Origin of the sequence: Actinoplanes philippinensis (assembly GCF_900113015.1) — a bacterium.
In the GTDB taxonomy this organism is placed as follows: Bacteria; Actinomycetota; Actinomycetes; order Mycobacteriales; family Micromonosporaceae; genus Actinoplanes; species Actinoplanes philippinensis.
Genome location: NZ_FONV01000002.1, coordinates 539285 through 552361, shown reverse-complemented (window position 1 = coordinate 552361; position 13077 = coordinate 539285). Strand labels below are relative to the sequence as shown.

10 protein-coding genes and 1 pseudogene are annotated in these 13077 nt (G+C 71.2%); 6 read left to right on the top strand and 5 right to left on the bottom strand.

The genetic code is table 11. The annotated features are described in order from the left end of the window. The first annotated feature begins 2 nt into the window (after nucleotides 1-2). The 3 genes from qcrC to qcrB are packed head-to-tail and all read left to right on the top strand — an operon-like array spanning nucleotide 3 to nucleotide 3555. Nucleotides 3-851 carry a cytochrome bc1 complex diheme cytochrome c subunit gene (gene qcrC / locus BM290_RS05970; protein ID WP_093610787.1) on the top strand — a complete coding sequence of 283 codons (849 nt, stop codon included), beginning with the start codon at nucleotides 3-5 and terminating at the stop codon, nucleotides 849-851. Continuing rightward, complete coding sequence (qcrA, locus tag BM290_RS05965; protein WP_093610785.1) at nucleotides 848-1948, top strand: cytochrome bc1 complex Rieske iron-sulfur subunit; 1101 nt, start codon at nucleotides 848-850, stop codon at nucleotides 1946-1948. Before qcrC ends, qcrA begins: the two co-directional genes overlap by 4 nt. Then, on the top strand, nucleotides 1945-3555 hold the full coding sequence (gene qcrB, locus BM290_RS05960) for a cytochrome bc1 complex cytochrome b subunit (RefSeq protein WP_093610783.1): 1611 nt from the start codon (nucleotides 1945-1947) through the stop codon (nucleotides 3553-3555). The genes qcrA and qcrB overlap by 4 nt, the downstream gene beginning before the upstream one ends. 451 nt (nucleotides 3556-4006) lie before the next feature. Here qcrB and BM290_RS05955 read toward each other — a convergent pair whose 3' ends face one another. The 5 genes and pseudogenes from BM290_RS05955 to BM290_RS05935 form a co-directional block, all read right to left on the bottom strand. Further along, the gene (locus BM290_RS05955) at nucleotides 4007-4294 is read right to left on the bottom strand and encodes an Lrp/AsnC family transcriptional regulator (RefSeq protein ID WP_093610781.1); all 288 of its coding nucleotides are present in this window, start codon (nucleotides 4292-4294) and stop codon (nucleotides 4007-4009) included. Between the two features lie 98 nt (nucleotides 4295-4392). Continuing rightward, nucleotides 4393-5226, bottom strand: a complete 834-nt coding sequence (locus BM290_RS05950; protein WP_093610779.1) for a sugar phosphate nucleotidyltransferase — start codon at nucleotides 5224-5226, stop codon at nucleotides 4393-4395. 314 nt (nucleotides 5227-5540) lie between these two features. After that, nucleotides 5541-6065: pseudogene (locus BM290_RS05945) on the bottom strand (NUDIX domain-containing protein); the annotation flags it as partial. Between the two features lie 31 nt (nucleotides 6066-6096). Then, a complete protein-coding gene (locus tag BM290_RS05940; protein WP_093610777.1) occupies nucleotides 6097-7881 on the bottom strand; it encodes a RelA/SpoT family protein in 1785 nt (594 codons plus the stop codon). Nucleotides 7882-8027: 146 nt separating this feature from the next. Further along, nucleotides 8028-9827, bottom strand: coding sequence for a DEDD exonuclease domain-containing protein (locus BM290_RS05935; RefSeq protein ID WP_093610775.1), 1800 nt, complete (start codon nucleotides 9825-9827; stop codon nucleotides 8028-8030). A gap of 106 nt (nucleotides 9828-9933) precedes the next feature. Between BM290_RS05935 and BM290_RS05930 the strand changes: the two genes are divergently transcribed. The 3 genes from BM290_RS05930 to BM290_RS05920 all read left to right on the top strand — a co-directional run bounded on the left by BM290_RS05930 (nucleotide 9934) and on the right by BM290_RS05920 (nucleotide 13065). After that, nucleotides 9934-11352: an NYN domain-containing protein gene (locus tag BM290_RS05930; protein ID WP_093610773.1), complete on the top strand. Its 1419-nt coding sequence runs from the start codon at nucleotides 9934-9936 to the stop codon at nucleotides 11350-11352. A 95-nt stretch (nucleotides 11353-11447) separates the two neighbouring features. Next, on the top strand, nucleotides 11448-11669 hold the full coding sequence (locus BM290_RS05925) for a hypothetical protein (protein ID WP_093610771.1): 222 nt from the start codon (nucleotides 11448-11450) through the stop codon (nucleotides 11667-11669). Nucleotides 11670-11808: 139 nt separating this feature from the next. Continuing rightward, the gene (locus BM290_RS05920; RefSeq protein WP_177319591.1) at nucleotides 11809-13065 is read left to right on the top strand and encodes a M48 family metallopeptidase; all 1257 of its coding nucleotides are present in this window, start codon (nucleotides 11809-11811) and stop codon (nucleotides 13063-13065) included. The last annotated feature ends 12 nt before the right edge of the window (nucleotides 13066-13077 follow it).

Sequence of the window (13077 nt, the reverse complement as noted above, 5' to 3'; positions counted from 1 at the left end):
CCATGACTTCTGACACCCCCGCCCGCAGGCGCGCCCGGGTGTTCTCCCGGCGGCGCGGCGCGCCCAGCCGGGCGCGCCGGCGACTCGGCGCGGCGGTGCGCATGCTCGCCGCCCTGGTGCTGGCCGGCGGCGTCTACACCGCCTTCACACCGGGCGCGTTCGCCGAGGACAACGTTCAGCTCTCCGCTGTCGCACGAGAGGGCAAGGCGCTCTACGACACCAGCTGCATCAGCTGCCACGGCCGTGACGGCCAGGGTGTCGAGGACCGTGGGCCGAGCCTGATCGGCGTCGGCTCGGCCTCCGTGGAGTTCCAGGTCGGCACCGGCCGTATGCCGATGACCCGCCAGGAGGCCCAGGCCGAGCAGAAGCCGCCGCAGTTCAACGACGCGCAGACCGAGCAGCTCGGGCAGTACATCCAGGAGCTGGGAGGCGGCCCCGAGCTGCCCGACGGCCCGCTGGTGGCGAACCTCGAGTCCGACCCGGACGCGCTGGCCCGCGGTGGCGAGCTGTTCCGCGTCAACTGCACCTCCTGCCACGGCTTCGGTGGTGGCGGCGGCGCGCTCTCCTCGGGCAAGTTCGCCCCGAGCCTGAGCGACGCCACGGCCGAGGAGCTCTACGCGGCCATGCTCACCGGCCCGCAGAACATGCCGGTCTTCGGTGACAACCAGCTCACGCCGGAGCAGAAGAAGCAGATCATCACCTACATCTCGGTCCAGCTGCAGGACGACAAGGACCCGGGCGGCCTGTTCAACCTGGGCCGGTACGGCCCGTCGACCGAGGGCATGGCCATCTTCCTGGTCGGCATCACGCTCCTGGTCTTCACGTCGCTCTGGATTGCGGGGAAGTCATGACGGCGGTTCATCACGGCGAGGCCGGCACCCCGGTCGACGTCAACGACCCGCACCTGACGCGGTTCGACATCGTCAAGGAAGGCCTCCGGCGCGACGACATCGAGATCGTCACGTACGAGTCGCACTTCCACGGACAGAACTCGAAGGCGGAGCGGCGGATCGTCCGCAACATCGCCTTCCTGCTCCTGCTGTCCGGGCTGTTCACCGCGGCGTTCCTGGTCTTCTACATCGTGTGGCCGTGGGAGTTCGAGCTCGGCCACACGAGGAGCGACTACTACACCCCGATCCTGGGCATCACCCTGGGCCTGGGCCTGCTGTCGCTCGGCTTCGCGATCCTCGCCTGGGCCAAGAAGCTGCTGCCGCACGAGCTGTCCATCCAGCAGCGGCACGGCGACCCGTCCTCCGACGACGAGCGGCTGATCACCGGCCAGACCATGATGTATGTGGCGGACGAGCTGGGTGTCGCGCGCCGGCCGCTGCTGAAGGGTGCGATCGCCATCGGCGCCGCCCCGCTCGGCCTGGCCGTCGCCGCCCCGCTGGTCGGCGGCCTCATCAAGGACCCGCACAAGGGCCCGAACCCGATGATGACCACCACCGGGTTCAGCTCCGACGCCAACGGGGGCAAGCTGGTCCGCCTCACCCGTGAGGACGGCAGCCCGATCCGCCCCGAGGATGTGAGCGCGGGCGGCCAGATGACCGTCTACCCGGGCATCCCGCACGGCGCCACCAACAAGTACGCCGACTCGCCGACGCTGCTCATCCACCTCCGGGCGGACGACGCGGCCGAGACCCGCAAGAACGCCGAGGCCGACAAGAACGGCCGTAACGTCGGCTCGATGTGGGGCAACTACGTCGCGTACTCCAAGATCTGCACGCACGCCGGCTGCCCGGCCAGCCTCTACGAGCAGCAGACCAACCGTCTTCTCTGCCCTTGCCACCAGTCGCAGTTCAACATCAAGGACAACGCGCAGCCCATCTTCGGGCCCGCGACGCGCCGTCTGCCGATGCTGCCGCTTACAGTGGACGAGGAAGGTTTCTTCGTGGCGGCGGAAGATTACAAGGACGTCGTCGGACCTGACTTCTGGGAGCGGCCGTGAAGCGCCGAAAGATCGACCTCGCAGAGGCTCCGAAAAACTTCGCCAAGGGAGTGGACGACCGGTTCCAGGCGGCCACTCCGCTGCGCGGCCTGCTGAACAAGGTCTTCCCTGATCACTGGTCGTTCCTGCTCGGCGAGATCGCCCTCTTCTCGTTCATCGTGCTGCTGCTCAGCGGCGTGTTCCTCACCCTCTTCTTCGATCCGTCGATGAAGGAGGTGCCGTACGACGGCTCGTACCTGGCGCTCAAGGGCACCATGATGTCCGCGGCGTACGAGTCCTCCCTGCACCTGTCGTTCGAGGTCCGCGGTGGCCTCTTCATGCGGCAGCTGCACCACTGGGCGGCGCTGCTGTTCATGGCGTCGATCATCGTGCACATGGCGCGTGTCTTCTTCACCGGCGCGTTCCGCAAGCCGCGCGAGATCAACTGGGTGATCGGCGTCCTGCTGTTCCTGCTCGGGTTCTTCGCCGGCTTCACCGGCTACTCGCTGCCCGACGACGGCCTCTCCGGCACCGGTCTCCGCATCGCCTCGGCGATCATGCTGACCCTCCCGGTCATCGGCACCTGGCTCTCCGCCGCGATCTTCGGCGGCGAGTTCCCCGGCGAGCTGATCATCGGCCGCTTCTACATCGCGCACGTGCTGCTCATCCCGGGCATCCTGCTCGGCCTGATCGCCGCCCACCTGGGCATCGTGTTCAAGCAGAAGCACACGCAGTGGCCCGGCCCGCTGCGGACCAACGAGAACGTCGTCGGCGAGCGGATGTTCCCGCGCTACGCGATGAAGCAGGGCGGCTTCTTCATGGCCGTCTTCGGTGTCATCGCGCTGCTGGCCGGCCTCTTCCAGATCAACCCGATCTGGCTCTTCGGGCCGTACCGTGCGGCCGAGGTCTCCTCCGCCTCGCAGCCCGACTTCTACGTCATGTTCATGGACGGCCTGGTCCGTCTCATGCCGAACTGGCAGATCTACATCCCGTTCGGCGACGGCTACAGCATCCCGCCGATGTTCTGGCCCGCCGTCGTCGGCCTCGGGGCCCTGTTCACGCTGCCCATGGCGTACCCGTGGCTGGAAGCGCGCAAGCTCAAGGACAAGCGCAGCCACCACCTGCTCGAGCGGCCGCGTGACAACCCGGAGCGCGTCGGCATCGGCATGATGGCGCTGACGTTCTTCCTCGTCGCCACCATCTCCGGCGGCAACGACGTCATCGCCGACAAGTTCCACATCAGCCTCAACGCGATGACCTGGGCCGGCCGTATCGGTCTGCTCCTGCTGCCGCCGCTGGCCTACTACATCTCCGTCCGCATCTGCCTCGGCCTGCAGCAGCACGACCGCCAGGTGCTGGCCCACGGTGTGGAGACCGGCATCATCAAGCGCCTGCCGAACGGCCAGTTCGTCGAGGTCCACCAGCCTCTCGGCCCCGTCGACGACCACGGCCACCCGATCCCGCTGGAGTACGCCGGCTGGGTCGTCCCGAAGAAGATGAACCGGCTCGGCGCCCTGGCGCCGGCCATCAAGGGATTCTTCTACCCGGTGGAGAAGCCCGCTGACATCCCGGTCTCGCCGGCTGTCGGTGGCCCCGCCAAGCGCGAGGAGATCAAGTCCGGGCGTTGAGTTCGGGTCTTGGGCCCGTCGGATCATGTGATCCGGCGGGCCTTTCTTCGTTCGCGGTGGCTTGCGATTCGGGACGGCGATGGCCCGGGGCAGGGCCGTCAGGCTGGATCCCTTCGTGGGTCGCCGCAGCCTCACTTTCCTCCCGACCTCCTCATGGCTTCCGCCTTCAGGAGGCACGGCAGGACACGACACGGCACGACACGGCAGGACACGGCACGGCACGGCACGGCACGGCAGGACACGGCAGGACACGGCACGGCACGGCACGGCAGGACACGGCACGACGCTTCGAGGGCGCGGCGGTGGCGCGCTGCATGGCGGCGGGAATACGTTGGGGCGTCGGGTGGGCACAGCCTGGTTGCGCACGGAGTGACAGCACGGCGAAGCGCCTCGGTGGCGCACGCCGTGACGCTCCGGTGGGGCTGGAGCGAGTGGTGAGAGGGCCGGGCTGTCAGTCGGCGTCGGGGAGGCCTATGGCGAAGGCATCCTCCAGGTCGTGCTTCGAGTAGGCGCGGAAGGCGACGAAGGTCTCGCTGTTGATCACGCCTGGGGTCTTGGAGATCCGGCCGGCGATGACCTCGGCGATGTCGTCGAAGTGGGGGACTCGGACGATGGCGATCAGGTCCACGCCGCCGGCTACCGAGTAGACCTCGCTTACGCCGTCGAGCGCGGCCAGAGCCTCCGCGACCTCGGGGATCGAGTCGGTGGCGCAGTCGATGTGGACGATGGCGGTGTTCACCGGCGGGCTCCTCGCCTATGAGGATGGATGTGGGTCGCGGCCCATGCTATGCGGTCCCGTGGGGGTCCGCATGTGCCCGGGCCGATCTTGCGGGTGGATCAGATCTGGACGGTCAGGCCGGTGGCGGTGCGGATGGCGTCGGTCAGGGACTCTCCTGCCGGGACGTGCGCGCCGGGCCAGAGGACGCAGCGGGTCACGGTGCCCTCCACGACGCTGCCCGCGCCCAGCACGGACTCGGTCGCGTCTCCGGTGACCCGGACGGACGGGCCGGTCAGCACGGTGCCCGCGGCGGCGTGCAGGTTGGCGGTCAGATAGTCGGCGGGGGTGCCGGTGTCCATGTACAGACCCTCGTAGGGGATCAGTTCCAGGTCGCCGGCGGCCTCGGCGGGGCGCCAGACCGTGCGGACCAGGTTGCTGTCGACCTCGTCCAGGTTGCGGACGTAGCGCCAGGGCATCAGGGAGAAACCGGCGAACCGGCGGCCGCTGAAACCGCCCGTGTCGCCGGGGAAGCAGGGTTTCGTCAGCATCCGGACCGTGTCGCCCGACCAGCCGTCGAGGAGGGCCGCGATGTCCTTGCCCGGATCGCGGAACGGGTCGTGCAGGTAGGCGTCGGCGTTGCCGGCCAGCACGCCCCTGCCGTCGATCCAGGAGCGCAGTCTGGCTATGCCGCCGGAGGTGCCGATCGGGCCGTCCGGTTCGACCGAGAGGTGGGCGCGGTCGCCCACGTGGGCCACGACCTGGCCGGCCAGGTAGGCGGCGTTCACGGCGACGGTGGACGGGCCGGACAGGCCCAGGCCGGCGAGGCGGCGCAGGGCGTGGTCGAGCAGGGGGAGGTTGCCGACCGGGCACAGCGCCTTCGGCACGGTCTCGGTGAGGGGGCGCAGCCGCTGACCCTCACCGGCGGCCAGCACCACACCGGCGACCGCGGTCACCGGCCGTCACCCGAGGCCGGCGAGCCGGAGACCGGCCGTTCCGCGCCGACAAAACCGGCCGAACCGCCGGACGAAGGGTGGTCCGCTGCGGAGGAGCCGGCTGCGGCGTCAGGTGAGGAGCGGTCCGCTGCGGAGGAGCCGGGCGCGGCGCCCGACGAAGGGAGTTCCGCTGCGGAAGAACCGGCGGGACCGCCGGATGCAGGACCGTCCGGGGTGGGGGAGCTGGTGGGTGAGCTGGTGGAGACACTGGTGGAAGTGCTGGTGGAGGTACTGGTGGGGGAGCCGGAAGGGAACGGCGTCCGGTACGGGCCGGCCGGGATCGACGGTGGCAGCTCGCCGGCGCGGGGCCCCAGGCCGTAGATGCCGAGCAGCCGGGCCGTCGGCCACGTCAGGTCCGGGAGGGCGTCGATCGGGAACCAGCGGGCCTCCAGGACCTCACCGCCGTCCACCGCCAGGCGGGTGGTCGACGCCGGGACAGCGCCGAACCAGACGGTGTCGACCACGCCGCCGTTCGGGTGGACGATCGCGTTCGGGTTGCCGGGAGTCAGGTCGGCGGGCTTCACCCGTACCCCGGATTCTTCGAAAAGCTCTCGGGCGGCGCCCACCGCGGGCAGCTCGCCGCGCTTGAGGATGCCGGCCGGAAGGCCCCAGCCGCGGCCGGGTGGCTGGCGCAGCATAAGGATGCGCCCGGGGGCCTCGGCCTCCGCATCCCGGATGATCGCCACCGCTCCGACCAGGTATTTCGGGGACACCAGGCGGGCGATGTGGCGGCGCATCGGGAGGGGCAGCCCGTAGAAGGCCTGATAGGCGAGCCCGCGGATCTGCCGGTGAATGTTCACGCGGTAAGGCTAACGGGGTACGGCCTACGGCTCAGTCGGGGTGGTCGACCAGGGCGATGAGCTGCTCGACCACGGCGTCCGGCTCGAGACTGCGCTCGCAGACGGCGACCAGCAGCGTCTCCAGGTCGGGGTAGCCGAGCTCCTCGGCGAGCCGGCGCAGCGGCACCTCGCTGGCCAGGCCACGGTCGTGCTTGCGCAGGGTCAGCCCGATCGTGGCGCGGCCCAGGCGGACCTTGTCGGCGATGCTGATGCCGGGCTCGTTCTTCTCGTCGAAATACCGGTTGATCTGCATCTGGGCCTGGCTCGACTTGACGAAGCCCAGCCACTCCTTGCGGGGGCCTCGGGGAGCGTTCGGCTCGACGTCGGCCTGGCCGTCGGTCTCTGAAAAAATCTCCACGACGTCACCGTCGCGGAGAGGGGAGGAGAGCGGCGCGAGACGCCCGTTGATCGTCGCGGCCAGGCACTGGTCGCCGTGGCGTGGACCCAGCTCGTACGCCAGATCCACCGGCGTGGACTGACTGGGCAGCTCGTAGGCGTTGCCGTGAGCGAAGACCGTGATCTGCCCCTCGGCGAGGTCGCACCGCAGCGAGTCGAGGAACTGTGCCGCGTCGGTCGTCTCGCCCTGCCAGTCGAGCACCCGTTTCAGCCAGGTCAGCTGGTCGGCGCCGGGTGGCTCGTCGGACACCTTCGGATATCGGTAGCTGGTGGCGACGCCGTACTCCGAGTAGCGGTGCATCGTCTCGGTCCGGATCAGCACCTCTACCAGCTTGCCCTCCGGACCCACCACGGTGGTGTGCAGGGAGCGGTAGAGGTTGTTCTTCGGGGAGGCGATGAAGTCCTTGAAGCGGCCGGCCACGGGGCGCCATCGGCCGTGGATCGCGCCGAGAGCCGCGTAGCAGTCGGTGTCCGGCCCGTCGACGACGACAGCGATCCGGGGCAGGTCGAGCGGCACCGGATGGTTGCCGGCGACCGTGTCCTTCCAGATCGAGTAGTAGTGCCGGGGCCGCGGCTGCACCTCGGCCGTCACCTTCTGCCGGCGCAGCGCCGTCCGTGCCTTGTGCGAGACGTCGGCGAGATACTCGTCCCAGCCGGGCCGGTTCTTCACGTGCTCGTCGATCCGTGCGTACGAGTCGGGCTCCAGGTGGTAGAGCACCACGTCGTCGAGGTTGCGCTTGAGGGCCTGGATGCCGAGCCGGTCACAGAGCGGGACCAGCACGTCGAGCGTGGCTGTCGCGATGCGGGCGCGGCTGGCGTTGGAGCGGGCGCCCAAGGTGCGCATGTTGTGCAGCCGGTCGGCCAGCTTGATGATCAGGACCCGGACGTCCTTGCCGGCGGCGACGATCATCTTGCGGATCGTCTCGCCCTCGGCGGCCTTGCCGTAATACGCCTTGTCGAACTTGGTCACCCCGTCGACCAGGTGGGCCACCTCGTTGCCGAAGTCGCCCTGCAACGCCTCGAGGGTGTAGCTGGTGTCCTCGACCGTGTCGTGCAGCAGCGCGGCGACCAGCGTGGTGGTGTCCATCCCGAGCTCGGCGCAGATCTGCGCGACAGCGAGGGGATGCGTGATGTACGGGTCGCCGCTCTTGCGCATCTGACCGCGGTGCATGCTCTCGGCGATCTGGTAGCTGCGGCGCAGGATCGCGACGTCGGCCGAGGCGTGGATGCTGCGGTGGGTGCGGGCCAGCTCGGCGACGGGGTCGTCGTCGTTGTTCTGAAAACTCAGCAGCGAGCGCAGGCGCCGGGTGAAGGACGTTTCGGTAGTGCTGGTCGGCAGGGCGCGACCGAATGCGGCGCCGTGGCCGGCGTCGACGTCCACCCGGACACCCCCTCACCGATCGTCCACGCCCGATCGGTGCGTGGAGTCGCCTCGCGTTTCTCTTCGCAAGCGAATCATCGGAGAGGGCCGGTCGCCAAGCTTCAGGCCCGCAAATGTGATGAATCATTGCGACAGTTGCGCGTGCCTTACAGCCTAAGCGAGCGAGCGTCATCCAAACGGTCAGTTACCGATAGGCGAACGGACGAGTCTTGACCGGATGCGGCCGCTTCCGCCCTGGTGAGTAGGGCCGAGAATCGCGCCGCGCCACGAACCGGTGACACCCAGTCGCCCGAGGTTTCCACCAAGCGGGTGTCCGGCCTCTCCAGCCATGCGAGGATCCGCTCCGTCTCCTCCGCCGTCGCGGCCGGAACCGGGCCCGCCCCGGGCAGCACGGTCTCGGCCGTCAGCTTCGCCGCGTCCAGCGTCGGGCGGGGATGCTCCCGCGGTGGGGACGTCGCCGCGGCCGCCAGCCGGCCGTGCCGGACCACCACGATCTCCCAGCCGCCCTTGTCGTCACGGCGGGCCGCCACCACCTCCGGCAGCCGGGTCAGCGCGTCCAGCCGCTGCATCCGGATCAGGGCGCGCAGCAGGGCGATCAGGCGGGACCGGACGACCGCGGCCTCCTCGTAGCGCTGCTTGTCGGCCAGCGCGTCGAGACGGGCCAGGATCGCGGCGATCACCGGGCCCGGGTCGCCGGACGTCGCCGTCCGGAAAGGCAGGGCGGCGCGCACGTCGTACTCCTCGGGGGTGATCTCGTGCTCGCACGGCGCCGGGCACCGGCCCAGCTCGGCCAGCGCGCACGCCGGCGTCTTCGAGCGCAGCGAGAGCTTGTGGTTGCACTGCCGCAACGGCACGGCGTCGTAGACGCCGGCGGCGGCCAGCTCAGCGGTCCGCCGCGACGAGAACGGCCCGAGATAGGTCGCGCCGTCCTCGGCGAGACGCCGGACGACGGACAGGCGCGGGAAGGCCTCCGCGGTCAGCTTCAGCCAGACGACCCTCTCGGGAAACTTCGACCGGCGATTGTACGGCGGAGCGTGCGCCGCGATCAGCCGCAGCTCGCGCACCTCCGCCTCCAGCGAGTGCGCGCACTCCACGGCCTCCACCCGCACCGCCGCGGTGAGCATCTCGGAGATCCGGGCCCGTTTCTCCCCGGCCGTGAAATAGCTGCGCACCCGGGTCGCCACGTCCTTCGACGTGCCCACGTAGAGCGGCCGCTCGTCGGCCGCCCGGAAGATGTAGACCCCCGGCACGTGCGGCAGCCCGTCGGCCAGATGCCGCTGCCGCCGCTGCGCCGGGGTGACCGCCTTGGCGAACTCGATCGCGTCGCCCAGCGTGTGCACCTTGAAGCTGCCCAGCCGCTCGATCAGGCCGTGCAGCACGTCGACGGTCGCCTTGGCGTCGTCGAGCGCCCGGTGGTTGGGCTGCACCGGCGAGCGGAAGAAGTGGGCGAGCGTGCCCAGCTTGCGGTTGGGCACCTCGTCACGGGTCAGCGCCCGCCGGGCCAGCGCCGCCGTGTCGAGCACCCGTGGGCCGGGCCACGGATAGCCGTGCCGGGCGCACGCCGCTTTCAGGAAACCGACGTCGTAGGGCGCGTTGTGCGCCACCAGCACCGCACCGCGCAGGAACTCCAGCAGGGCCGGCAGCACCGTCTCGATCGGCGGGGCCGGCCGCAGCATCGCCTCGGTGATGCCGGTCAGGACGGTGATGAACGGTGGCAGCGGCTCACCCGGGTTGACCAGCGTCGCGAACTCGCCGAGCCGCTCGCCGGCCCGCACCTTGACCGCCCCGATCTCGGTGATCCCGCCGCCGTCCGGAGCGCCGCCGGTGGTCTCCAGGTCGAGCACCACGAACGTGGTGTCCGCCAGGGACAGCGCCGCCGGGTCCACCGAGCCGTCGGCGGACAGCAGCGAGTCCAGAGTGCCCTGCACGTAGGCCGGATGCGTCACGGGCGGCAACGATAGAGCGGGGGTACGACATGAACCGGGGCCGGGGCGGGAAAAGATCACTTGCTCCACTGGGCTAATCGGTCGTCGCCGGTGTGAGAATGGGGAGATGTCCGCGCTGTTGAACCCTGATGACCGCCCCGAGGAGGAGGCGGTGCCGGAGGGTGCGGACTTCTCGCCTTCACTGGATCTCGACGGCCTGTCGTCACCCGGTCTCGATCTCTCGCCCGAGCCGGTGCTGCCCGAGGCGGTCCGTCAGCGGATCACCGTGCTCGCCGCCGCGGCCCTGCCCGGGCTCCCGGCCGACGAGATGCCGGTGCCGCTGCGCCGGGTCGCCCGTTTCGCGCCCAACCGCCGGGCCCGCCTCGGCGGCCGTGACATCGCCGCCCAGCTCGTCGCCGATCCGCTGTTCCGGCAGCGCATCGGCACCCGGATCATGGCCGAGGCCGGTGACCTCGGCGCCGCCGTGACCAGCGGGGTGGCCCCGGCCGCCGCCGATCCGGTCGAGGTGGCCGCGCTGGCCTACCTGGCCCGGCCGGACGGCTGGCGCGAGCTGATCGACGCGGCCGGCGACGCGGTCCGCGCCGAGGCCGACAGCGCTGCCGTGACCGCCCAGGTCCGGGCCGCCGAGCAGCGCGCCGCCCGGGCCGAGCACGACCGGGCCGTCGCCCGGGTCGAGGCCGACAAGCTCCGTGACGAGCTGGCCCGGGTCCGTGAGGAGCTGGGCCAGCTGCGCGAGGAGGCGCGGACCACGGCGAAGGCCCTGCGCGAGGCGCAGGCCGCGCAGAAACGCGCCACCGATCTCCTGGCCACCGAGAAGGGCCGCGCCGCGCGGGCCACCCTCGACCACGAGGCGGAGGTACGCCGTCTGCGCTCGCGCCTGTCCGATGCGGAAGCGGCCGCCGCCACCGGCAAACAGGCCGCCAAGGACGCCCGCGCCGTCGACGACGCCCGGCTCTGGCTGCTCCTCGAGACGATCGGCCAGGCCGCGTCCGGGCTGCGCCGCGAGCTGGCCATCGGCCCGGCCGACAAACTGCCCGCCGATTTCGTCGCCGACGCCGCCGCCGACCGTCCCGGCGCGCCCGAGCGGTCCCGGGCCCGCGCCCAGGACACCGACGATCCCGGCCGGCTCGACCAGCTGCTCGCCCTGCCCCGGGCGCACCTGGTCGTCGACGGTTACAACGTCACCAAGCGCGGCTTCGCCGACATGTCCCTGGAGCAGCAGCGCAAGCGCCTGATCACCGGCCTCGGCGGGATCGCCGCGCAGACCGGCGACGAGGTCACCGTGGTCTTCGACGGGGCCGAGCGGGTGCACGGGCTGCCGCCGGCGCCGCGCGGGGTGCGGGTGCTCTTCTCCAAGAAGGGCACCACCGCCGACGAGCTGATCCGGCAGCTGGTCCGGGCCGAGCCGCCGGGCCGCCCGGTGGTCGTGGTCTCCTCCGACCGGGAGGTCGCCGACGGGGTCCGCCGGCACGGCGCCTACCCGATGGGCGCGGATTCTCTGCTGCGCCGGCTGTCGCGCTCGTAAAACTGTCATACCCCTCGCTTAGCGTGACTGTCACCGATGGTGGCCGGTCCGTCGCCTGTTGCGGGACGGGGCCGACCTCCCGATGAGGAGGGGTAATGATCATCGATTGTGGGCGCTGCGCCGAGCGGAGCGTCGATTGCAACGGGTGCCTGGTCAGCGTTCTGATGGACACTCCCGACGGGATCGCCGACCTGACCCCGGGCGAGCTGCGGGCGATCGAGGTGTTCGAGCTGGCCGGCTTCGAGGTGGAGCTGCTGGAGACCCCACGACCGCCGGCCGTCGCGCCGATCTTCCGCCCGGGCCGTGACGTGGCGTGATCATCTTCCGGGCCGGTGGCCGTCTCCGGCGAGCGGCGCCCGCGATCTCTAGGATGGGCGGTCACGGCCCGCACGTCCGGGTGAGGGCATGTCTGTTCGGAGCGCTCGGAGGGGTTGTGATGTCGGTGGGGGCCCCGCGGTGAGCCCGCGGCTGTGGGCGGCCGGCGCGTTCGTCGTGCTCCTGGTGGCCCTGGCCGGGTTCGCGGCCGTCACCGTGCCGTGGCATCGTGCGACCGCTCCCCGCGCCGACCAGCTGGCCGCGCTCGGGCAGCTGCCCGCCGACCAGGTCGCCCGGTCCCGCGCCTTCCACGCCGAGCTGCGGCCCGCCTCCTACGGCGGCATGGTTCTCGGCCTGCTGGTGGCCCTGGCGCTCGGGCTGACCCCGCTCGGCGCGCGCCTGATCGAGCTGGCCGGCCGCCCGTTCGGCGACCACTGGCTGGCCCGGGCGGTCCTCGGCGGCCTGGCCGTCGCCCTGGTCGCCGAGGTGCTCAGCCTGCCGCTGGCCGCCTGGCGGCACACCGTCGTCGCGCGCTACGGCCTCTCCACCCAGACCTGGGCGGCCTGGTCCGTCGACCTGATCAAGTCGTTCGGCGTCGGCGTGGTGCTCGGCGCGATCGTGCTGGCCGGCTTCTTCACCGTCACCCACTTCGCGCCACGCTGGTGGTGGGCGATCGGCGCGGCCGGCGCCGCGGGGCTGGTCGTGCTGCTGTCGTTCGTGCTGCCGGTCGTCGTCGAGCCGATCTTCAACCGGTTCACCCCGATGCCCGGCGGCCCGCTCCGCGCCGAGCTGCTCGCCCTCGCCGAGCGTGACGGCGTCCCCGTCAAGGACGTGCTGGTCGCCGACGCGTCCCGGCGCACCCGGGCGGTCAACGCGTATGTCTCCGGGCTCGGCCCGACCCGCCGCATCGTCGTCTACGACACCATGCTGACCGAGGCCACTCCCGGCGAGGTCGTCTCGGTGGCCGCCCACGAGCTGGGCCATGCCAAGGATCAGGACGTGCTGACCGGCACGGTCCTGGGCGCGCTCGGCGCCGCGATCGCCGTGGTCGCCCTCTACCTGCTCGGCTCCTGGCAGTGGCTGCTGCGCCTGGCCGGCGTCGACTCGATCGCCGAGCCCCGCGCCATCGGCCTGCTGCTGGCCGTCACCACGGTGGCCGGCCTGGTCGCCGGCCCGGCCCAGTCGTTCGTGTCCCGCCGGGTCGAGGCCCGCGCCGACACGCACGCCCTCACCCTGACCGGCGACGCCGTGACGTTCGAGGCGATGCAGCGCCGCCTCGGCACCGTCAACCTGTCCGACCCCGACCCACCGTCCTGGGAGCACGCCTTGTTCGCCTCGCACCCGTCCACCGTGCAGCGGATGGCCGCCGCCCGAGCCTGGGCCAGGGGCGACCGTTGATGCCCGGTTCCC

What these genes read in the sequence shown, in the direction of transcription:
- qcrA (WP_093610785.1), top strand. Translation starts at nt 848, where the DNA reads ATGACGGCGGTTCATCACGGCGAGGCCGGCACCCCGGTCGACGTCAAC.
- BM290_RS05925 (WP_093610771.1), top strand. Translation starts at nt 11,448, where the DNA reads ATGATCATCGATTGTGGGCGCTGCGCCGAGCGGAGCGTCGATTGCAAC.
- qcrC (WP_093610787.1), top strand. Translation starts at nt 3, where the DNA reads ATGACTTCTGACACCCCCGCCCGCAGGCGCGCCCGGGTGTTCTCCCGG.
- BM290_RS05930 (WP_093610773.1), top strand. Translation starts at nt 9,934, where the DNA reads ATGTCCGCGCTGTTGAACCCTGATGACCGCCCCGAGGAGGAGGCGGTG.